The 19,907-nt window shown below is 72.5% G+C and carries 20 protein-coding genes; 9 read left to right on the top strand and 11 right to left on the bottom strand.

Translation table 11 applies throughout. The features are described 5' to 3' along the window. Window positions 1-95: 95 nt before the first annotated feature. Together ACLQ26_RS02445 and ACLQ26_RS02440 are read left to right on the top strand one after the other, a co-directional pair. Entirely contained in the window at window positions 96-485 is a 390-nt protein-coding gene (locus ACLQ26_RS02445; protein WP_425742897.1) for a helix-turn-helix domain-containing protein, read from the top strand. Window positions 486-506: 21 nt separating this feature from the next. Further along, window positions 507-1,589, top strand: coding sequence for a polyprenyl synthetase family protein (locus ACLQ26_RS02440; RefSeq protein ID WP_425742896.1), 1,083 nt, complete (start codon window positions 507-509; stop codon window positions 1,587-1,589). Between the two features lie 108 nt (window positions 1,590-1,697). Here ACLQ26_RS02440 and ACLQ26_RS02435 read toward each other — a convergent pair whose 3' ends face one another. After that, complete coding sequence (locus ACLQ26_RS02435) at window positions 1,698-2,087, bottom strand: Rv2175c family DNA-binding protein (RefSeq protein ID WP_363683056.1); 390 nt, start codon at window positions 2,085-2,087, stop codon at window positions 1,698-1,700. A gap of 156 nt (window positions 2,088-2,243) precedes the next feature. Between ACLQ26_RS02435 and pknB the strand changes: the two genes are divergently transcribed. Next, window positions 2,244-4,232 carry a Stk1 family PASTA domain-containing Ser/Thr kinase gene (gene pknB, locus ACLQ26_RS02430; RefSeq protein ID WP_425742895.1) on the top strand — a complete coding sequence of 663 codons (1,989 nt, stop codon included), beginning with the start codon at window positions 2,244-2,246 and terminating at the stop codon, window positions 4,230-4,232. Then, window positions 4,232-5,098 (top strand): deoxyribonuclease IV, encoded by an 867-nt coding sequence (locus ACLQ26_RS02425; protein ID WP_425742894.1) that lies wholly within the window; start codon window positions 4,232-4,234, stop codon window positions 5,096-5,098. The genes pknB and ACLQ26_RS02425 overlap by 1 nt, the downstream gene beginning before the upstream one ends. A gap of 87 nt (window positions 5,099-5,185) precedes the next feature. Here ACLQ26_RS02425 and ACLQ26_RS02420 read toward each other — a convergent pair whose 3' ends face one another. The 4 genes from ACLQ26_RS02420 to ACLQ26_RS02405 form a co-directional block, all read right to left on the bottom strand. Further along, window positions 5,186-6,217, bottom strand: coding sequence for a threonine aldolase family protein (locus ACLQ26_RS02420; RefSeq protein ID WP_425742893.1), 1,032 nt, complete (start codon window positions 6,215-6,217; stop codon window positions 5,186-5,188). Between the two features lie 98 nt (window positions 6,218-6,315). Next, the gene (locus ACLQ26_RS02415; RefSeq protein ID WP_425742892.1) at window positions 6,316-7,722 is read right to left on the bottom strand and encodes a class II 3-deoxy-7-phosphoheptulonate synthase; all 1,407 of its coding nucleotides are present in this window, start codon (window positions 7,720-7,722) and stop codon (window positions 6,316-6,318) included. A 108-nt stretch (window positions 7,723-7,830) separates the two neighbouring features. Beyond that, complete coding sequence (locus ACLQ26_RS02410) at window positions 7,831-8,337, bottom strand: nuclear transport factor 2 family protein (protein ID WP_425742891.1); 507 nt, start codon at window positions 8,335-8,337, stop codon at window positions 7,831-7,833. A gap of 269 nt (window positions 8,338-8,606) precedes the next feature. Then, complete coding sequence (locus ACLQ26_RS02405; RefSeq protein WP_425742890.1) at window positions 8,607-10,256, bottom strand: glycosyl hydrolase family 18 protein; 1,650 nt, start codon at window positions 10,254-10,256, stop codon at window positions 8,607-8,609. A gap of 165 nt (window positions 10,257-10,421) precedes the next feature. Here ACLQ26_RS02405 and ACLQ26_RS02400 point away from each other — a divergent pair, with 165 nt between their 5' ends. Together ACLQ26_RS02400 and ACLQ26_RS02395 are read left to right on the top strand one after the other, a co-directional pair. Continuing rightward, window positions 10,422-10,916 (top strand): glutathione peroxidase, encoded by a 495-nt coding sequence (locus tag ACLQ26_RS02400; protein WP_425742889.1) that lies wholly within the window; start codon window positions 10,422-10,424, stop codon window positions 10,914-10,916. A gap of 317 nt (window positions 10,917-11,233) precedes the next feature. Then, window positions 11,234-11,908: an NADPH-dependent F420 reductase gene (locus ACLQ26_RS02395; RefSeq protein ID WP_425742888.1), complete on the top strand. Its 675-nt coding sequence runs from the start codon at window positions 11,234-11,236 to the stop codon at window positions 11,906-11,908. 28 nt (window positions 11,909-11,936) lie between these two features. On the opposite strand, the gene ACLQ26_RS02390 is transcribed toward ACLQ26_RS02395, so the two are convergent. Then, window positions 11,937-13,538 carry a glycosyltransferase 87 family protein gene (locus ACLQ26_RS02390; RefSeq protein WP_425742887.1) on the bottom strand — a complete coding sequence of 534 codons (1,602 nt, stop codon included), beginning with the start codon at window positions 13,536-13,538 and terminating at the stop codon, window positions 11,937-11,939. 88 nt (window positions 13,539-13,626) lie between these two features. Here ACLQ26_RS02390 and ACLQ26_RS02385 point away from each other — a divergent pair, with 88 nt between their 5' ends. From ACLQ26_RS02385 to ACLQ26_RS02375, 3 genes are all read left to right on the top strand, one after another. Continuing rightward, window positions 13,627-14,298, top strand: coding sequence for a class I SAM-dependent methyltransferase (locus ACLQ26_RS02385; protein ID WP_425742885.1), 672 nt, complete (start codon window positions 13,627-13,629; stop codon window positions 14,296-14,298). A gap of 118 nt (window positions 14,299-14,416) precedes the next feature. Beyond that, complete coding sequence (locus ACLQ26_RS02380) at window positions 14,417-15,274, top strand: DUF4397 domain-containing protein (protein ID WP_425742884.1); 858 nt, start codon at window positions 14,417-14,419, stop codon at window positions 15,272-15,274. Then, window positions 15,244-15,915 carry a class F sortase gene (locus tag ACLQ26_RS02375; protein ID WP_425742883.1) on the top strand — a complete coding sequence of 224 codons (672 nt, stop codon included), beginning with the start codon at window positions 15,244-15,246 and terminating at the stop codon, window positions 15,913-15,915. The genes ACLQ26_RS02380 and ACLQ26_RS02375 overlap by 31 nt, the downstream gene beginning before the upstream one ends. Window positions 15,916-16,014: 99 nt before the next feature. Here ACLQ26_RS02375 and ACLQ26_RS02370 read toward each other — a convergent pair whose 3' ends face one another. The 5 genes from ACLQ26_RS02370 to ACLQ26_RS02350 all read right to left on the bottom strand — a co-directional run bounded on the left by ACLQ26_RS02370 (window position 16,015) and on the right by ACLQ26_RS02350 (window position 19,801). Further along, window positions 16,015-16,365, bottom strand: a complete 351-nt coding sequence (locus ACLQ26_RS02370) for a DUF2203 domain-containing protein (RefSeq protein ID WP_393296269.1) — start codon at window positions 16,363-16,365, stop codon at window positions 16,015-16,017. A gap of 189 nt (window positions 16,366-16,554) precedes the next feature. Next, on the bottom strand, window positions 16,555-17,373 hold the full coding sequence (gene proC / locus ACLQ26_RS02365) for a pyrroline-5-carboxylate reductase (protein ID WP_425742882.1): 819 nt from the start codon (window positions 17,371-17,373) through the stop codon (window positions 16,555-16,557). Between the two features lie 163 nt (window positions 17,374-17,536). Further along, window positions 17,537-18,565 (bottom strand): 6-phosphofructokinase, encoded by a 1,029-nt coding sequence (locus ACLQ26_RS02360; protein WP_425743133.1) that lies wholly within the window; start codon window positions 18,563-18,565, stop codon window positions 17,537-17,539. Window positions 18,566-18,723: 158 nt separating this feature from the next. Beyond that, window positions 18,724-19,227: a pyridoxamine 5'-phosphate oxidase family protein gene (locus ACLQ26_RS02355; protein WP_425742881.1), complete on the bottom strand. Its 504-nt coding sequence runs from the start codon at window positions 19,225-19,227 to the stop codon at window positions 18,724-18,726. Between the two features lie 76 nt (window positions 19,228-19,303). Then, window positions 19,304-19,801: a polyadenylate-specific 3'-exoribonuclease AS gene (locus tag ACLQ26_RS02350; RefSeq protein WP_425743132.1), complete on the bottom strand. Its 498-nt coding sequence runs from the start codon at window positions 19,799-19,801 to the stop codon at window positions 19,304-19,306. Window positions 19,802-19,907 lie beyond the last annotated feature (106 nt).

The raw sequence follows: 19,907 nt of genomic DNA, 5'->3' as shown, positions 1-19,907 counted from the left end.
GTCCGGCGCGGGGGTCATCGCAGCCGAGAGGTGCACCGGTCCCGTCCCGTCGGACGGGTGGGTGTCACCGCGCCGACGCCCCGCCGGGAGGACCCATGACCTCGCCCCCATCGCCGACCCGCACCCCGCTCGGGCCGCTCCTGGTCCGGCTGCGGCTGGCCCGGGGTTGGAGCCAGCAGCACACCGCCGCCGAGTTGTGCGCCGCCGCCGGCGTGCCGACGTTGAGCCGCCACGAGGTGTCCCGGTGGGAACGGCAGCGGCGCGTGCCCGGCGGGTTCTGGCTCGGTTGGCTCGCCGTCGTGCTTGACGTGCCGCTGGTGGTGCTGGCCGAGGCGGCCGCGCGCACCCGCCGAACCCGCCGGGCGGCAGCCGCCGGGCCGGGCCGGCGCGGGGTGGCGGGTGCGCGGCCGGCCGGCCGGTCCGGTGCGGGTCACGCCGACGGGCGTCCCGGCGGGACTGCGCGTGGCGGTGGAGCGCGATCCTGAGCGACCGGCTAGCGTCGTGGCGTGACCCACGCTGCTCCCGTGTCTCCCGTCGACCGTGCCGGCCTGCGGGAGCGGGTCGACAAGGCGCTCACCGAGTTCCTGGCCGGCCAGCGGGCTCGGTTGACCCGGGTGGACGAGGCCCTCGTCCCGGTGGCGGAGGCGATCGAAGCCTTCGTGCTCGGTGGCGGCAAGCGCCTGCGCCCGGCCTTCGCGTACTGGGGGTTCCGGGGCGCCGGCGGGGTGGACGACGACCAGGTTCTCACGGCCCTCGCGGCGCTGGAGTTCGTGCAGGCCAGCGCCCTGATCCACGACGACCTGATGGATCGCTCCGACACCCGACGCGGTGAGCCGGCGGTGCACCGGCGGTTCGCCACCCGGCACCGGGCGGCCGGGTGGGGTGGCGATCCGGACGGATTCGGCGACGCCGCCGCGATCCTGCTCGGCGACCTCTGCCTGGTGTGGTCCGACGAGCTGCTGCACTCCGCCGGCCTGGACCTGCGGGCGGTGGCCCGGGCCCGGCCGGTCTTCGACGAGATGCGCACCGAGGTCACCGTCGGGCAGTACCTCGACGTGCTGACCCAGGTCACCGGGGACACGTCTGTGGAACGGGCCAGCAAGGTCGCCCGGTACAAGTCGGCGAAGTACACGGTCGAACGTCCGCTGCTGCTCGGCGCCGCGCTGGCCGACGCCGGGGAGGACGTCCGGACGACCTATTCGGCGTACGGGTTGCCGCTGGGCGAGGCGTTCCAGCTCCGCGACGATGTGCTGGGGGTCTTCGGCGATCCCGTGCAGACCGGTAAGCCGGCCGGGGACGACCTGCGCGAGGGCAAGCGCACCTATCTGGTGGCGGCGGCCGTGGAGGCCACCGACGACGCGGGCCGGGAATTGCTGCTCGGTCGCCTCGGTGACCCGAACCTGGACGAGCAGGGCGTGGCCCGGCTCCGCGAACTGATCGACGCGAGTGGGGCACTGGCCCGCACCGAGCAGCGGATCGTCACGCTCACCGACTCGGCGCTGGCCGCGCTGACCGCCGTGGACCTGGACACCGAGGCCCGCCAGGCCCTGGTAGACCTGGCCATAGCCGCAACCCGCCGAGCCGACTAACCCGGCGCGCGCCCCTATTGGTTGATCATGAGGTTAGCGGCGTTCGCCTCGGCGTGTCGCGCCGCCAACCTCATGATCAACGCGGGAAGAGCCGGGGAGGGCGGGGGGTTAGAAGCCCAGGGCTTGGGCTCGGCGTTTGACCTCGCGGGCCTGGTCGCCGGAGAGGGCGGCGGCGGGGGTGTTGCCGGGGAGCGTGTCGTCCGGCTCGTAGAGCCAGCGCAGCGCCGCCTCGTCGTCGTAGCCATTGTCGGCGAGCAGGTTGAGCACGCCGGGCAGGTGCTTGAGAACGACGTCGTTGGCCACCAGCTCCGCGGGTATCCGGCGGATGCCGTCGCGGCGGACCGCCAACAGCTCCCGGTCGCGGATCATCTGGTGCACCTTGCTGATCGACACGTCGAGCCGCTCGGCGACGTCGGGCAGGGCGAGCCAGCCCGCCGGGTCGGTGGGGCCGGCGAGCTCGGGGCCGGGTACGGCCTGGTCGGGTACGGATTCGGTCACCCGATCACCCTGCCACGCCGTCGCCGGCGAGGACCACCGGCACCCCGTACGACCGGTCCGAGCCCGCCAGCGATCACAACGGGACGGACCAGGTACGGCTCCGGGCTGTAGCATCCTGTTCAACTCCCACCGACTGGACACATAGACTCCCTGCCGATGGACACACAGGTCGCCGACACGTTGCTGGGCTCGCTGATCGACGGGCGCTACCGCATTCGCGGTCGCGTGGCCCGTGGCGGCATGGCGACCGTGTACACCGCCACCGACGAACGCCTCGAGCGCACCGTCGCGGTCAAGATCATTCACCCGACCCAGGCGCCCGAGGCGCGGGCCCGGATCGCCAACTTCGTGGCCCGGTTCACCGACGAGGCGAAGACCATCGCCCGGCTGACCCACCCGAACGTGGTCGCGGTCTACGACCAGGGCACCCACGCCGGCCTGCCGTACCTGGTGATGGAGTACGTCCGCGGCCGCACACTGCGCGACGTGCTGGCCGAGCGACACCGGCTCAACCCGGACGAGGCGCTGGCCATCGCCGAGCAGATGCTCGCCGCGATCGCCGCCGCGCACCGGGCCGGCCTCGTGCACCGCGACGTCAAACCGGAGAACGTCCTGGTCGCCGAGGCACCCACCGGCGGCGTCGCCAACCTGGTGGACAGCGTCGTCAAGGTGGCCGACTTCGGGTTGGCCCGCGCGGTCGAGGCCAGTGCCGACGACGAGCAGGGCAACCAACTGATGGCCACCGTGGCGTACGTCGCCCCGGAGCTGGTCACCGAGGGTCGGGCCGACCCGCGCACCGACGTCTACTCCGCAGGCATCGTGCTGTTCGAGATGCTCACCGGTCGAGTGCCGTACGACGGGGACCGCCCGGTGGACGTGGCCTGGCAGCACGTCGACCGGGACGTGCCGGCGCCCTCGACGCTGGTGCCCGGTCTGCCGCCGGCACTCGACGGTCTGGTGCAGCGGGCCACCCGGCGTGATCCCGCCGCCCGGCCCGCCGACGCCGGAGCGCTGCTGGCCGAGGTTCAGGTCGCCCGGGACCGCCTGGGTGACGTCAACAGCAGCAGCACCGCCGTGCTGCGTCGGGTGACGGACGAGCCGCCGGTCTCCCAGCCCACCATGATGGTCGCCACGGTCCGCCCGGCCGAACGGCCGACCTGGGCCCGGCTGCCCGAGGGCGGCAGCCAGGGGCCGGGCCGGCGACGGGCCGCACCGGAGCCGGCCGAGGGCCTGGGTGCCCGGCTTGCCGCGCTGCGCAGCGCCGTGATGGGCAACCCGCGCGGCCGGTTGGCCGTCGCCGCCGTGGTGGTGACGCTGGGCCTGGTGGCCGCGCTGGGCGGCTGGTGGTTCGGTGTCGGCCGCTACACGTCCGCCCCGCAGCTGGTCAGCCTGAGCAAGACCGACGCGCAGGCTCAGGCCGACCGCGCCGGCCTGACCCTGGCGTACGGGGAGCCGCGCTACGACGAGAAGGCACCGAAGGACAGCGTCCTCGGTCAGGACCCGGCATCGGCCAGCAAGATCGTCAAGGGGGGCACGATCACCCTTACCCTCTCGCTGGGTCCGGAGCGCTTCCCGGTGCCGGATGTGATCGGCAAGGAGTACGAGCTGGCCGAGGCCGATCTGGTCAACCTGAAACTGGTGGCGGCCAAGGGCACCTCCCGCTACGACGACACCCTGCCGGCCGGCGTCGTCCTGGACAGCTCCCCGAAGGTGGGCGCCGAGGTCAAGCCGGGCACGAAGATCACGCTCATCCTGAGCCGCGGCCGGGCGCCGGTGTCGGTGCCGAACCTGGTGGGCAAGAGCCTCGCCGAGGCCCGGGCCACCCTGAGCGGGCTCGGCCTGAAGCTGGTGGAGACCTACAAGGACTCCGACAAGCCCAAGGACGAGATCCTCGGGCAGAGCCCGGCCGACGGGACGGGCGTGGAGAAGGGCACCCAGGTCAAGTTGGACGTCAGCAAGGGTCCGCCGCTGGTCGTGGTGCCCCGGGTGATCGACCTGCCCTGTCAGCAGGCCAAGCAGGTGCTGGAGAGCCAGGGCTTCCCGGTGACCGTCGCGATCAACCCGAACGCGGTGGCCCGGATCCAGGCTCCCGGCGAGAATTCGCAGGTGCCGCCCGGCACCCCTGTCGTCATCACGTGCTTCTGATGACCGCGGTCTCCTCGCGTCCGGTGGGCGCGCACACTCCGACCTCCGGCGGGCTGGCCCGGGCGGCCCTGCCGTACCTCGACGCGACAGGCGCCGAGGCCGTCCAGGTGTACGTCTCCAACTCGCGGGGCTGGGCGCTGCCCCCGGGTGACCCGGCGCAGGACGCGCTGTTCCGTGCGGGCTGCGTCGAGCGGGGCATCCCGGCGTTCATCCACGCCTCGCTGCTGGTCAACCTGGGCTCGCCCACGGCGGCCACTGTCGAGAAGTCGGCGCAGACGCTCGCGCACGCGTTGCGCAGGGGCGTGGCGATCGGCGCGCGGGCGGTGGTGTTCCACGCCGGCAGCTCGGTGGACGAGGGGCATGCCGAGGCGGCGATGCGGCAGGTCCGTCAGGAGCTGCTGCCCCTGCTCGACTGGACCGCCGAGGCAGGTGGGCCGATGCTGCTGGTCGAGCCGAGCGCCGGCGGCGGCCGCTCGCTCGCCTCCCGCGTGGAGCAGCTCGGGCCCTACCTCGACGCGGTGGACCGGCACCCGATGCTGGGGGTCTGCTTCGACACCTGCCACGCCTGGGCCGCCGGGCACGACCTGGCCGCCGAGGGCGGCATGACGGCGACCCTGGACACGCTGGTGGCCACCGTGGGGTCCGACCGGTTGCGGCTGGTGCACGCCAACGACTCGAAGGATCTGTGCGGTTCCACCCGGGACCGGCACGAGAACATCGGCAAGGGCACCATCGGCGAGCCGGCCTTCGCGGAGCTGATGACCCATCCGGCCACCGCCGGCGTCCCGATCGTTGTGGAAACCCCCAGCGAGAAGCAGCTGGGCCACGCGGCCGACATCGCGACCCTCACCCGCCTGCGCCCCTGACCGGCGCGTTCCTCGTCGATCAAGAGGTTTGTGTCAGATCCTGGTCTGGGAGTGACGCAAACCTCCTGATCAACAGCAGCTTCGGGGTCAGGCGGCCAGGATCGCGGTCAGAGCGGTGGCCGCTCGGTTGATCGCGGCGTCGTCGATGCCCAGGTGGGTGACCAGGCGGGCGGTACGGGGGCCGAGCACCGAGACCAGTACGCCCTCCGCACGGGCGGCGGCGGCGAGAGCGCGGGCGTCCAACGCGTGCTTGGTCAGGTCCAGCGGGACGAGGTTGGTGCGGACCGTGCTGGCGAGCACCCCGAACGGCGCGATCGCCTCGGCGAGCCGGGCCGCCCTCGCGTGGTCCTCGGCCAGCCGGTCGACGTGGTGCGCGAGGGCGTACCGGCCGGCGGCGGCGAGGATGCCGGCCTGGCGCATGCCGCCGCCCATCCGCTTGCGGATCATCCGGGCCCGTTGGATCTTCTCCGCGCTGCCCACCACCAGCGAGCCGACCGGCGCGCCGAGCCCCTTGGAGAGGCAGACGGACAGCGTGTCGAAGAGCCGGCCGTACTCGATCAGCGGCACCCCGTCGGCGACGTGCGCGTGCCAGATCCGGGCGCCGTCGCAGTGCAGCGCCACCCCCGCCTCGTCGGCGACACCGCGCAGTTCCCGCAGGGTGGCCAGCGGGATCACGCCGCCACCGCCCCGGTTGTGGGTCTGCTCGACGGCGATCGCGCGGGTGGGCACGGCGAAGTAGCCGTCCGGACGGATCATCCGGGCCACCAGCTCCGGGTCGATGTCCGCACCGACCGCCGGCCAGGTCCGCGAGGAGATTCCGCCGTACGCGGCAGCGGCCCCGATCTCGTACGTGACGACGTGCGCGTCGGCGTCGCAGAGCAGCTCGTCGCCGGGCGACACCAGCAGTTGTAGGGCGATCTGGTTGGCCATCGACCCACTCGGGGCGAAGAGCGCCGCCTCGTGCCCGAACAGCGCGGCGACCTCCGCCTCCAGCGCGTTGACTGTGGGGTCCTCGCCGTAGACGTCGTCACCGACCTCGGCGGCGGCCATCGCCTCCCGCATACCGGCGGTCGGCCGGGTCACCGTGTCGGACCGGAGGTCCACGAACGCGTCAGCCATGATCATCCCTTCGTCCACCGACCGTGGGGCCAGGCAACTCAGCCACGGAGTCAACCTTTCGGCTGCCGACTGCGGGGCTCGCAAGCTCACTCCTCGCGTCAGCCACGGAGCATCTCCGCCACGAGGAAGGCCAGCTCCAGCGACTGCTGGGTGTTCAGCCGCGGATCGCAGGCGGTCTCGTACCGGTCGGGCAGGTCGAGGTCCTCGATGCCCTGGGCGCCGCCGAGGCACTCGGTGACGTCCTCACCTGTCAACTCGACGTGGATGCCACCCGGGTGGGTGTCCAGGCCACGGTGTACCTCGAAGTAGCCGAGCACCTCGTCGACGATCCGGTCGAAGTGCCGGGTCTTGTAGCCGTTTGACGACTCGTGGGTGTTGCCGTGCATCGGGTCGCACTGCCAGACCACCTTGGCGCCGGACGCGGTGACCTTGGCCACGATCGGCGGCAGGGCGTCGCGGACCCGGTGGTTGCCCATCCGGCTGATCAGGGTGAGCCGGCCGGGGATGTTGTCCGGGTTGAGCTTCTCGCACAGCTCGATGGCCTCGTCCGGGGACGTGGTCGGGCCGAGCTTGACGCCGATCGGGTTGGCGATCCGGGAGATGAAGTCGATGTGCGCGCCGGTGATCTGCCGGGTGCGCTCGCCGACCCAGAGGAAGTGCCCGGACAGCCCGTACGCCCGGCGGTCGGAGACCCGGGTGAGCGCCCTGTCGTACTCCAGGGCGAGGGCCTCGTGGGAGCAGTAGAGGGTGACCGTCCGCAGCGCCTCGTCGTCGGTCATCCCGCAGGCCCGGATGAAGGCCAACGCCCGGTCGATCTCCCGGGCGATCGCCTCGTAGCGCTCCCCCGCCGGGGAGGTCCGCACGAAGCCCTTGTTCCAGTCGTGCACCGCGTGCAGGTCGGCGAGCCCACCGGCGAGGTACGCCCGCAACATGTTCATCGCGGCGGCCGAATTGGCGTACGCCCGGATCATGCGCTGCGGGTCGGCGACCCGGGCGGCCGGGTCGGCCTCCAGCGAGTTGATCATGTCGCCACGGTAGGCCGGCAGGCCACGTGCGTCGGTCGGCAGCGAACGGGGCTTGGTGTACTGGCCGGCGACCCGGGCGACCTTGACCACCGGCAGCGATGCGCCGTAGGTGAGCACGATCGCCATCTGGAGCAGGGTACGGGCGTTGGCCAGCAGGTGGCTCTCGGTGTTGTCGACGAAGGTCTCGGCGCAGTCACCGCCCTGGAGCAGGAACGCCTTGCCCTCACAGACCAGGGCCAGCTTCTGTCGGAGCTGGTCCACCTCATAGGGCGCGACGACCGAGGGCACGGTGTCGAGCACCTTGCAGACCTGGGCGACGGCGGCCGGATCGGACCACGGTGGGATCTGCTCGCGGGGCAGCTCCCGCCAGCGGTCCAGACCGAGGGCGGCGTCCTCGGCGGAGTCGACTGTCGGACGGCTGGTCTGCAGGCCCGGGCTGCCCACCGCGGGATGGCTCAGCTGATGCCACTCATGGCGCATGAGAGAAAGCGTACGGCGACCGTGGGCGTGCCCGGGCGGCGAGGGGGACGGTTCCGGCAGATGGGAGATCAAAATCCCTTGCTCTGCTCCGCTCTGGACGCGGCGGGGCTACCCCTTGGGGCGCGGTGGTGCCGCCGGCGACGACGGGGTGGCCGTTTTGCCCGGCGCCTCCCCGGCGATGCACCAGTCGCCGCCGTCGCGGGTGACGGTGAACACCAGCGGGCGGGTGACCTTGCTCTTGCCGGCGGTGACCGAGACCGAGACGCTCACCTCCTGGCCGCGCGGGCCGGACCGGACGTCGGTGATGGTCGCCGAGGGCACCTGGAAGTGGTCGGCGAAGTCGCCGTTGGGGCCGGTCGCGGCGAGGTCGAACCCGTCGTGCAGCAGCTCGCAGAGCTGGCTGCGGCCGGCGGCGACGTCCTTGGCGGTCATCGCGTCGAGGTACGCCTGCACGCGCTCGCGGGACCGGGTGCCGGCCTCCTCGGCGGGGACGCGCGCGGGCGTGGCTGTCGACTCGTCCTCGTCACCGCCGCCGATCCCGCAGCCGACCAGGGCTACCGGGAGCAGCACCAGCCCGGCGGCGGTCGCCGCCAGCCTGCGGTGGATCGGGCGCATGACCACCTCCGTCGACGGGAAATCGAGACGTGCCGAGCCGCGAGTCTGCCACATCGGGCCCGACCCACCCAAGGCCGGCGACCCTGCCGACCCGCCCACGGCCGGCGGCCCGGCCGACCCGCCCACGGCCGGCGGCCCGGCCGACCCGCCCACGGCCGGCGGCCGGCGGCCCGGCCGACGCTGGGCGTCGACCGGGCCGCTGTGTCACGGGCGGGGAGAGGCGGTGCGGGCCTCTCCCCACGCGTGTGGGTGATGCGTCGACCTTCGGCTCAGCCGAGGCCGCCCTTGATGGCGCCGATGAGCTCGCCGTTGCCGGTGTCACCGGAGAGCTCCCAGAAGAACGCGCCACCGAGGCCCTGGTTTTTCGCGTACGTCATCTTGCCGTTGATGGTCGACGGGGTGTCGTAGCTCCACCAGTTGCTGCCGCACTTGGCGTACGCGGTGCCGGCGATCGTGCCGGTGGCCGGGCAGGTGTTCTTGAGGACCTTGTAGTCCTCGATGCCCGCCTCGTACGTGCCCGGCGCCGCACCGGTGGCGCTGCCGCCCGGTGCGGCCTGCGTGACACCCGTCCAGCCCCGGCCGTAGAAGCCGATGCCGAGCAGCAGCTTGTTGGCCGGGACGCCCTTGCTCTTGAGCTTCTGGATCGCCGCGTCGGAGTTGAAGCCCTGCTGCGGAATGCCGGTGTACGAGGTGAGCGGCGAGTGCGGGGCGGTGGGGCCCTGGGCGTTGAAGGCGCCGAAATAGTCGTACGTCATCGGCATGAGCCAGTTGAGGTTGCCGATGGCGCCGGCGTAGTCGGTGGCGTCGATCTTGCCGCCGTTGCTGCCGTCCGCGGTGATCGCGGCGGTGACCAGGGCGCTGGAGCCGAACCTCGACCGCAGCGCGCCGATCACGTTTTTGAACGCGTTGGGGCCGCTGGTGTCGCAGCTCAGACCGCAGGCGTTGGGGTACTCCCAGTCGACGTCGATGCCGTCGAAGACGTCGGCCCAGCGCGGGTCCTCGACCAGGTTGTAGCAGCTCTCGGCGAACGCGGCCGGGTTCTGCGCGGCCTGGGTGAAGCCGCCGGACCAGGTCCAGCCACCGAACGACCAGATCACCTTGAGGTGCGGGTTCAGCTGCTTGAGCTTGCGCAGCTGGTTGAAGCTGCCCCGCAGCGGCTGGTCCCAGGTGTCGGCGACGCCGTCCACGCTCTCCGCCGCCGTGTACGCCTTGTCGTAGTCGGCGTAGCTGTCACCGATGGTGCAGCGGCCGCCGGTGGTGTTGCCGAAGGCGTACAGGATGTGGGTCAGCTTGGCGGCCGAGCCGCTGGTCTGGATGTTCTTGACGTGGTAGTTGCGCCCGTAGACGCCCCACTCGGCGAAGTAGCCGACGACCTTCTTGCCGCCCGTGTTCGGCGGGGTGGTGGTCGGGGGTGCCGTGGTCGGCGGCGCCGTGGTGGGCGGGGCCGTGGTGGGCGGGGCCGTGGTCGGCGGGGCCGTGGTGGGCGGCGCGGTGGTGGTCGGCGGGGTGGTCGGGTTTCCGCCGCCGCACGGCGCGCCGTTGACGGTGCAGTTCAGCGGCGCCTTGTAGGCGCCGCTGCCGTTGTAGCCCCAACTGAACGAGGTGCCCGGCGCGAGCCCGCCGGCCCAGCTCTTCTTGACCGCGACGTAGTGGTTGCCGCTGCTGGTGACGTCGGCGTCCCACGCGCTGCTGATGGTGGTGCCCGACGGCAGGTCGAACTCGATGCGCCAGGTGGCGACCGTGGCGCTGGAGCCGTTGGTCACGGTCACCTTCGTCTCGTGACCGGTCCCCCAGTCCTGCGCCTTGGTGAACGTGGTGGTGACCGTGCCGGCGCCGAACGCGGTCGTCATCGGCACCGCCGCGACGGTCACGGCGACCACGGCACCGGCCCAGAGGGCCCGGCGGAGCGATCTTTTCATGAGGCGTCTCCCGAACTGTTAGGAAACTTTCCAAAAGAGATGGTGAGACGGTACTCACGCCGTCATCACTTCGTCAAGATGTCCATGTTTCGATTTCCCCTGGTGCGTGGAGTGCCCCTGCCCGCCCGCCCGGGCGGCTCATCGCCCTGCGCGTAGCCTCGGCCCATGACCGTCTTCGACATCCCGATCGACGCCCTCAGCGGCGGGCCCGCCGACCTCGCCCAGTACCGCGGCCAGGCGCTGCTGGTGGTCAACGTCGCCTCCCGCTGCGGCCTCACCCCGCAGTACGCAGGCCTCCAGACCCTCGCGGACACCTACGGCGAGCGTGGCCTGGTGGTGCTGGGCGTGCCGTGCAACCAGTTCGCCGGGCAGGAGCCGGGCACCGCCGCCGAGATCAGTGACTTCTGCCAGGTCAACTACGGGGTGACCTTCCCGCTGACCGAGAAGGTCGACGTGAACGGGCCCGACCGGCACCCGCTCTACGCCGCCCTGGTGGACGCTCCGGACACCGACGGGCACACCGGGGACGTCCGCTGGAACTTCGAGAAGTTCCTGGTGGCTCCGGACGGCAGGGTGGCGGCCCGCTTCGCCCCCACTGTCGAACCCGACTCCGAAGACCTCCGCACCGCCATCGAGAAAACCCTCCCCACCCCCGCCTGAGGCGCCCGCAGCTCCGCCGGCCTCCCCGCCCGACTCTCCCGCGGTGATCAAGAGGTTCGCGTCACGGATGAGCCTCCACCTGGCGCAAACCTCTTGATCACCAGGTGGGAGGCCGGCACGGCTGCCCACCGGAGGGGTGGAACGTTCCCGCAGGCCCGGTCGGCAGCGTCCGTGGGCAGTACGTTGTGCACGACCGGCTCGTAGCGCAGGCGAGCGTCCGCGCCGGCCGTCCGCGTGGGCGTTCGGCGCCGGGCAACCGGAATAACCCACCGCGCCGGTCGGGAATGCGTCGTGGGTGGACGAAGTTGGGAAGAAGCATGACAACAGTGGGACTGATCGGCAGCGGCAACATCGGCAGCACCCTGGCCCGGCTGGCGGTGGCCGCCGGCTACGACGTGGTGCTGAGCAACTCGCGCGGGCCGGAGACGCTCACCGAACTGGTAGACGAGCTGGGCGAACGGGCGAGCGCCGGCACGGCGCAGGACGCGGCCCAGGTCGGCGAACTGGTGGTGGTCACCGTACCGCTCAAGGCGTACCGGGCGGTGCCCGCGGAGCCGCTGGCCGGCAAGGTCGTCATCGACACCAACAACTACTACCCCCAGCGCGACGGGGCCTTCCCGGAGCTGGACGCCGGCGAGATCACCAGCAGCGAGCTGCTCCAGCAGCACCTGCCGACCTCGCGGGTGGTCAAGGTCTTCAACAACATCTACTTCAAGGCACTGGCCGCGCTCCCCCGGCCGTCCGGGGCGGCCGACCGCAGCGCTCTCGCGATCGCCGGTGACGACGCCGCCGCGAAGGCCGAGGTGACCGCCTTCCTGGACCGGCTCGGCTACGACGCGGTGGACGCCGGGTCGCTGGCCGAGGGGTGGCGCTACCAGCCGGACACCCCGGCGTACGGCACGATCTACTCCGCGACGCCTACCGACTGGGAGAGCCCCGCACCGGGTGACGCCGAGAAGCTGCGCGCCGCGCTGGCCGCCGCCACCCGCTGAGCACCCGCCGTCGTCCTGGGACGACCGCCTACCGGGTGGCCGTCTCCAGGGCGGCGGCGAGTTCGTCGTCGTAGCTGGCGACGGGCTGACCGTCCGCGGCGTACGCGACAAGTCGGCCCTGCGCCATGCTCGCCGACCGGAACGAGAACGTCCGCGTGCCGGGATAGGCCGCCAGCAGGGGAATGTCGCGGGGCGCGCCGCCCGGGGCGGAGTAGTACGCCAGCCGGGCCACCCGCGCGGAGACCACGCCGTTGACGCGTACCTTCGTCTTCTCGGCCCGCGTGCCGAAGGTGACAGGCGCGTCGGTGGCGTAGGCGGCGCACTCGGCCGAGCCCCGGCAGACGAAGAAATACCGCGGATTGACCACGTCGTCGAGGGCGTACGCCTTGAACGTCGGATCCGCTCCGGCCGGCAGCGGTTGCACGGCGAAGAAGGCGAGGGCCACCGCGGCCGTGACGCCCACCCGCAGCCAGGCCCGGCCGGCCGCCGGCCGCCGGTTGCTCCGGGCGGTCGCGACCGCGACACCGCCGAAGCCGGCCAGGCACAGCAGGCACACGCCCACCGCACGGGCGTTCTCGAACAGGAACTGCACGCCAGGTCGCGTCGACACCGGGCCGAGGACCGCCCCCAGCGAGACGACCATGGCGGCGAGCAACGCCACGCCGGCCACCCGCTGGGTGACGCCGGACGCGCCGACAAGCAGCATCGCGGCGAGCACCGGCCACACCTGGTGGTGGGTCCAGGACACCGGGGACGCGGCAACCGTGGCGCAGCCGACGAGCACCGCCGCGTGCCCGGGGCGACCCTGCCCGGTCAACTGCCGAGCACGCAGCAACCCCGCCCCGCAGATCACCGCCACCAGAGCGGCCCAGAGCAGCGGCAGCGTCGCCTCGTCGACCCCGATGCGCAACAGCATCCCGTGCACCGACTGGTTGCCCAGCGAGGCCAGGTTGCCGATCCGGGAGGTCTGCCGGACCGCCTCGGTCCAGTAGGTCCAGCTCTCGCCGGGCAGCACGACCGCCGCCAGCCCGGCGCAGGCCAGGAACGTCGCCACCGCGCGACCGGCGTCGCGGTAGCGACCGGTGACGAGGAAGTACGCGACGAACAGCAACGGGGTCAACTTGATCGCCGCAGCCACCCCGACCAGCACCCCGCGCAGCCGGGGTGGGACGACGCCCATCCCGTCCAGCAGCGCCAGCAACACGATGAAGATGCTGACCTGCCCGAAGCGCAGGTTGCTCTGCACCGGCGCCGAGAGCAGCAGCACCGTGGCGGCCACCGCGACGACAAGTGGACGGTGCGACAGTCGAACGTGCAGCGCGACGCCGACCAGGCCGGCGATGGCGACGACCGCCGCAAACGTCGCCACCAGCCAGACGCCCTGGAGCACACCCTCGCTGACGGCGGTGATCGGGCCGAGCACGAGGGCGGCGAACGGTGGATAGGTGAACGGTCCGCCGTTGAGGGCGCGGTACTCGTACAGCGGACGCCCGGCGTGCAGATCGGACAGCGCGCCATAGTAGATGTGCAGGTCGGACAGACGATCGTCGCGCGTCAGCACGAGCACACAGGACACCAGCGCGACGACGACGAACGCCGCCCACACCAGCGCCACACGGCGATCCCGCATCGACCGAGGATAAGGGTGTACGACGGGTCGCGTCTGCCCTGAGAAGAATGGGGACCGCGCGCCAGGCCTGCGTCCCTAGCATCGGTGGATGGGAGCGACGAGCACACCCGCGTACGACGCCCATGCGGACTGGTACGAGGGCTTCATCTCCGGTGGCGGCGACTATCTCCGACGAGTGCACGCGACAGTGGCGGACCTGCTCGGAACCGGTGCGGGCCCCTGCCTCGACATCTGCTGCGGCACCGGCACGCACGCCTTTGTGCCGGGCGGCCTGGGCTGGACGCCGCTGGGTGTGGACCTGTCCGGCGGGCAGTTGCGGCACGCGCGCGGGCGACTACCGGTGGCCCGGGGTGACGCGAGCGCCCTGCCGATCGCCGACGCGTCGTTGCCGGCCGCGATGTGTGTCCTGTCCAGCACCGACGTCCCCGACTACCCGGCCGTGCTGCGTGAGGTCGGCCGGGTGCTGCGCCCGGGCGGGCGGTTCGTGCACGTGGGCGTGCACCCGTGCTTCGTGGGCGCGTTCGCCGACTGGGGTCGGCATCCGAGCGTCATCGTCGACGAGCGCTACGCCGACCGGTCCCGCAGCTTCGACAGCTGGAACACCGAGGGCGTCCGGGTCCGGGTCGGCGCGTGGCACGTTCCGCTGGCCGACCTGCTCAACGCGACAGTGGCCGCCGGCCTCCGACCGGTCCGGTTCGTCGAGGCCAGCTCGGGCGGCGTTCCGGACCTGTTCGGCTTCCTCGCCGAACGCCCCCGGTAACGCCCCCGCCCCGGGGGCGTGGAGAAACTTCGCGCGTACAACTTGCGCTGGAGTCCCACACACGGGACTCTGTCCGTGGGTTGCCGCCCGTTCACCGAACGTGTCTTCCGGAGGCGACATGCACACGCTTCGTACCGCGTCCCGCCGGCTGCTGGCCGGCGCCGGCGCGCTCCTGCTCGGCACCGCCCTCGCCACCGCCGCCACTGCGGCCCCGGCCAGCGCGGACACCGTCGGATACGTCCGGCTCGCCCACCTCTCCCCCGACACTCCGGCCGTCGACGTCTATCTGGCCGCCCCCGATGCCGCGAAGCCGAAGGTGTTCCCAGGCGTCGGCTACGGCGTGGTCTCCGACTACCTCAAGTTGCCCCCGGGCCGCTACGCGGTGGCGATGCGCGTGGCCGGCACCCCCGCCAGCGAGCCACCGGTGCTCACCACCGAGGTTGCGGTGGTCAGCGGTCGCGCGTACACGGTGGCCGGCGTCGGCCGGCACGCCGACCTGGGACTGCGGGTGCTCACCGACGATCTGAGCGCTCCCGCGCAGGGCCGGGCCAAGGTGCGCGTCGTGCAGGCGTCCGTGCGGACGCCCGTCCTCGACGTGGCCGCCGCCGACGGGCCGACGATCGCCGACGGCGTGCAGTTCGCCACCACGACCGACTACCAGCAGGTCGAACCGGGCGCCTGGCGGCTGCGACTCACCGGCGCGGGCGGCCCGAGCACCGACGCCGAGGTGCGGCTGACCGGCGGCGCGGTCTACTCGCTGCTGGTGCTCGACGGCAAGCAGGGCGGGCTCACGGCGGAACTGCGCCGCGACGCCGAGGGCGGCTCCGTCGTACCCGCGGGTGGGGTGGACACCGGCGCGGGCGGCACGTCCGGTGCGGGGCTCGGCGCGTACCCCCTGATGGCCGGCGGGTTGGCCGCGGCGGCCGGCGTGGCGAGCGTGCTCCTGTGGCGTCGGCGGCGGCGCACCACCTGGTGAGCGTCGGGCCCGCCGCCGCGATCCGACGGCACCGCGACCGCCGCGCGCCGCTGGCCGCGCTGGTCGCGGCCGGCGCGGCGGTCTGCCTGGCCGCCGGGACGGGGGTCGGGCTGGCCACGACCGGCCCGCCGCCCCCGGCCGCGAGCTGGCACCCCGGTTGTGCCGACGGCTGCCCGTCGGTGGCCGCGTCGCCGCGGCCGGCGGGTCCACCCACTCGGGTACGCGTACCGCGCATCGGCGTCGACTCGGGGCTCACGGTGTTGGGCCTCGACCGTGCGGGCGCGCTCGTTCCGCCTAGCAACTTCGACACCGCCGGCTGGTACGGCGGGGGCCCGGCGCCCGGTGACACGGGTCCGGCCGTGCTCGCCGGGCACCTGGACTCGCGGAGCGGCCCGGCGGTCTTCGCCCGGCTCGATGAGCTGCGTTCCGGCGACCGGGTCGAGGTGTGGCGCGGCGGACGGTGGCTGTCGTTCCGCGTGACCGGGTCGCTGCGTACCCGCAAGGATCGTTTCCCGACGGCCGTGGTCTACGGCCCGACGCCCGGGCCGGAGCTGCGTCTCGTCACCTGCGGTGGCGACTTCGACAGGCGGCGCGGGCACTACCGGGACAACGTCGTGGTGTTCGCGGTCGCCGACGGGTGATCGACTCGCCTTCCTGGAAGTCGGGGTGTCCGGCTCGGCCGGATGCCCCGGATTCCCGAATCCCGAATCGATCATGCACGGGAGCCGGCGGGCCCAGCGTCAGATCGGGCGGCGGCCGGCGAAGCCGCACTCGGCGCGGTGGTACCAGCGCACGTCAGAATCGCCCTCCAGCCAGCACCAGAGCACCGCACGGCCAGCCCGCTCGCCGGGGAAGTCGAGCAGCACCGGCGCGATGCCCTTGACCTGGATCTCGTGCTGGTGCAGCTCCTCGACGATGCCGTGCAGCCGGGCCTCCAACCCCTTCACCTCGGCCAGCCCACCGAGCGCGCTGACGCCGTGGTCGGCCAGGTCGACGCGCAGTTCGGCGAGGTCGGCGCGGAGCCGGATCAGCTCGTCGACCCGCGGCTGCAGGGTGGCCACCAGGTGCCGGGCCTGAGCGAGTGTGAACACGCCGCCAGTATGCGCCACGGGCCGCGCCGCGCACGCCCCCGCGAGTCGCGCCACTGCCGCGCCGCCCACGCCCGGCGAGTCCCGCAACTGCCGCAGCGGCACCCCCCGAGTCGCGCAACTGCCGCGCCGCGCACGCCCGGCAAGTCGCGGGACGTGTCGGTCGGCGGGCGCGGCCCGCTCGCCGAGACGTCAGTCGGCCTGGGCGGCCAGTTCGCGGGCGCGGTCCCGGGCGGCCTCCAGCGCGGCGAGCAGCGCCGCGCGGACGCCGTGCTTCTCCAGCTCGCGGATCGCGGAGATGGTGGTGCCGGCCGGCGAGGTGACCGCCTCGCGCAGCTTGACCGGGTGCTCGCCGGAGTCACGCAGCATCACGGCGGAGCCGATCGCGGTCTGCACGATCAACTCGTGCGCCACCTGCCGGGGCAGTCCGAGCAGGATCCCGGCGTCGATCATGGCTTCGACCAGCAGGTAGAAGTAGGCCGGACCGGAGCCGGACAGTGCGGTGACCGCGTCCTGCTGTGACTCGGGCACCCGGATGGTCTGGCCGAGGGGCTTGAACATCTCCTCGGCGAGGGCGAGGTGTTCCCCGGTGGCGTACGCGCCCGCCGAGATGGCAGTCATCGCCTCGTCGACGAGCGCGGGGGTGTTGGTCATGACGCGGACCACCGGGGTGCCCTCGGGCAGTCGGCGGTTGAAGAAGCTGGTGGGCAGGCCGGCGCAGAGCGAGATCACCAGCTTGTCGGCGGGCACCTTGGGGCCGATGTCGTCCAGCAGGGCGGCGGCGTCCTGTGGCTTGACCGAGACCGCGAGCACCGCCGCCTCGTCGACGGCGGTCAGGTTGTCGACCACGCGGACGCCGTAGCGGGCGGTCAGCTCCTCGGCGCGGGCCGGTCGGCGGGCGGTGGCGAGCAGCCGCTCCACAGGCCATCCGGAGCGCAGCAGCCCGGAGAGCATCAGCTCGCCGATCTTGCCCGCGCCGATCACCGCGACCGTGTGCACCCCGGCTGACATCTCGGCCGTACCCCCTCGCGTCGTGCTGCGGCGCGACGGGCCACCCGCCCGCTATGCCGTCGAACGTCGGGTCACGGCGCGGCGGGCCGCGGGGCCGTACGCGCCGTCGAACGTCGGTTGGCGGCGCGACGACCGCAGGGGCCGCCGCGCCGCCTACCGTCGATCAGCTGCCGAAGAAGACCTCGGCCTCTTCGTACCGCTCCAGCGGCACCGTCTTCAGCTCGCGGGTGGCCTCGGCCAGCGGGACCCGGACGATGTCGGTGCTCTGCATCGCGACCATCTTGCCCCAGTCGCCCTCGTTGACCGCGTCGATGGCCTGCAGGCCCAGGCGGGTGGCGAGCACCCGGTCGAAGGCGGTCGGGGTGCCACCGCGCTGGATGTGGCCCAGCACCACGGTGCGGGCCTCCTTGCCGGTCTTGGCCTCCAGCTGCTCGGCCAGCCACTGGCCGATGCCGCCCAGGCGGACGTGGCCGAACGAGTCCAGCTCCTGGTTGGCGAGCACCATCTGACCGTCCAGCGGCTGGGCGCCCTCGGCGACCACCACGATCGGGGCGTACTGGTGCTGGAAGCGCTTCTCGACGTAGCCGGCCACCTGGTCGACGTCGAACTGCCGCTCGGGCAGCAGGATCACGTTGGCGCCGCCGGCCAGGCCGGCGTGCAGGGCGATCCAGCCGGCGTGCCGGCCCATCACCTCGACGACCAGGGTGCGGTGGTGGCTCTCCGCGGTGGTGTGCAGCCGGTCGATGGCCTCCATCGCGATGTTGACCGCGGTGTCGAAGCCGAAGGTGTAGTCGGTGGCACCGAGGTCGTTGTCGATGGTCTTCGGCACGCCGACCACGTGCACGCCCAGCTCGAAGAGCTTGGTGGCCACGCCGAGGGTGTCCTCGCCGCCGATCGCGATCAGCGCGTCGACGCCCTGGGCGGCGAGGTTGTCCTTGATCCGCTCGACGCCGTTCTCGATCTTGAACGGGTTGGTCCGGGACGAGCCGAGGATGGTGCCGCCGCGGGGCAGGATGCCGCGGACGTCCGCGATGCCCAGGGGACGGGACAGACCCTCCAGCGGGCCCTTCCAACCGTCCCGGAAGCCCACGAACTCGTGACCGTAGGTGGCGACGCCCTTGCGGACCACCGCCCGGATGACCGCGTTGAGACCCGGGCAGTCGCCGCCGCCGGTGAGCACGCCGATACGCATGATCCGCTCATCCTCCTGGAGCATCAGGTAAAGCCCGATATGCCCCAGGGTATGTGTCAGGTCAGACCATCGGCGCCATTGCCGGCCCGGGGCGGGCCGTCACTGCGCACTGTAGTCGGCCTGCCTGCGCGACGACAGCGCGCCCCGGGAGCGACGGGTCAGTAGGTCACCTCGTGGTTCTCGCCGGCCGACGGCGGATGGCCGGTGACGGCGGCCTTTGCGAACCCGAGCAGGTTGACCACGGTGCTGCTCGGCGAGTCCCAGTACTCGGCTGAGCTGGCGTGCACCTTGATCAGGGTCAGGCCGGGCGTGTCCAGCCCGTCCGGGAACCAGGTCTTGAGCAGTGGGTTCCACAGCCGCTCGGCGCGTTCTCTGTCGAAGCCCTCGCTGGCGGTGCCCGAGACCGACACCCAGGCGTTGTGCTTCTGGTCGGAGAAGGCGACGTTGACCTCCGGATTCACCCGGATCTGACGCGCCTTGGCCGAATCGGCGTAGGCGAAGAACCACAGGTCACCGTCGAACTCGGCCTCCTGCAGCCCCATCGGCCGGCTCACCTGTCGCCCGTCCAGGGCGATCGTGGTGAGCATGCAGATCCGTGCGGCGCGGACCAGCTCGGTGACCCGCGCCCGGGCCTCGGCGACGCTTGTCGGATCGTTGCTCATGGCAGTCTCCCTCGGCTCGACTGGTCGAACCGTTGCCCGGGACAGAACCGGCCAAACCTGCAGAGGTACGACGACCTCAGCGCGCCGTCATCGTCCGCCACCGGGCCAGGTTGTGCCGGGCGTCGACCAGGGCGTCGTGTCGCGCCGCGTCCGCGTCCGGCAGGGTCGGCCGGCCCCTGTCGTCCCAGAGCTGCCGGAGGTCCTTGGTGAACCGGGGGATCTCCCGGGGCAGCGCCGGCATCGCCCCCCAGAGCTGGGCGAGGACCACATGGTCGTACGCCGCGTACCAGGCCCACAGCTCCATCTGCTCCCCCGGCCGGTCCCGGATCGGCTCGATGAGGAAGTCGTACAGGTCGTCACGGATGCGCTCCCGGGAACGCCAGGCCCGGTCCGCCGGCGACGGCAGCCGGTCCAGCACGTTGCGCCGGACCCAGGGCACGGCACGGGAGTCGTCGAACTCGGTGGAGACCGCGTAGAACTCGCGGCCGTACTCGTCGACGACACCTATCGACACGAGGTCGACGATCCGGCCGTCCTCGATGAACTCGCAGTCGTAGAAATAGCGGTAGACCATTCCGGGCATCCTCGCCCACCGCCGGGCGGCGACACCCGGCGGGGGCCCGGGTGCGATCCCCGGCCGGTTGGCCGCGGACCAGCGGCGACCGGGCCGCCGACCTGCG

This window comes from Micromonospora sp. DT43, from assembly GCF_049841645.1.
GTDB lineage: Bacteria > Actinomycetota > Actinomycetes > Mycobacteriales > Micromonosporaceae > Micromonospora.
The sequence above is the reverse complement of the archived record's forward strand: the minus strand, read 5'-3'. Positions and strand labels throughout refer to the sequence as shown.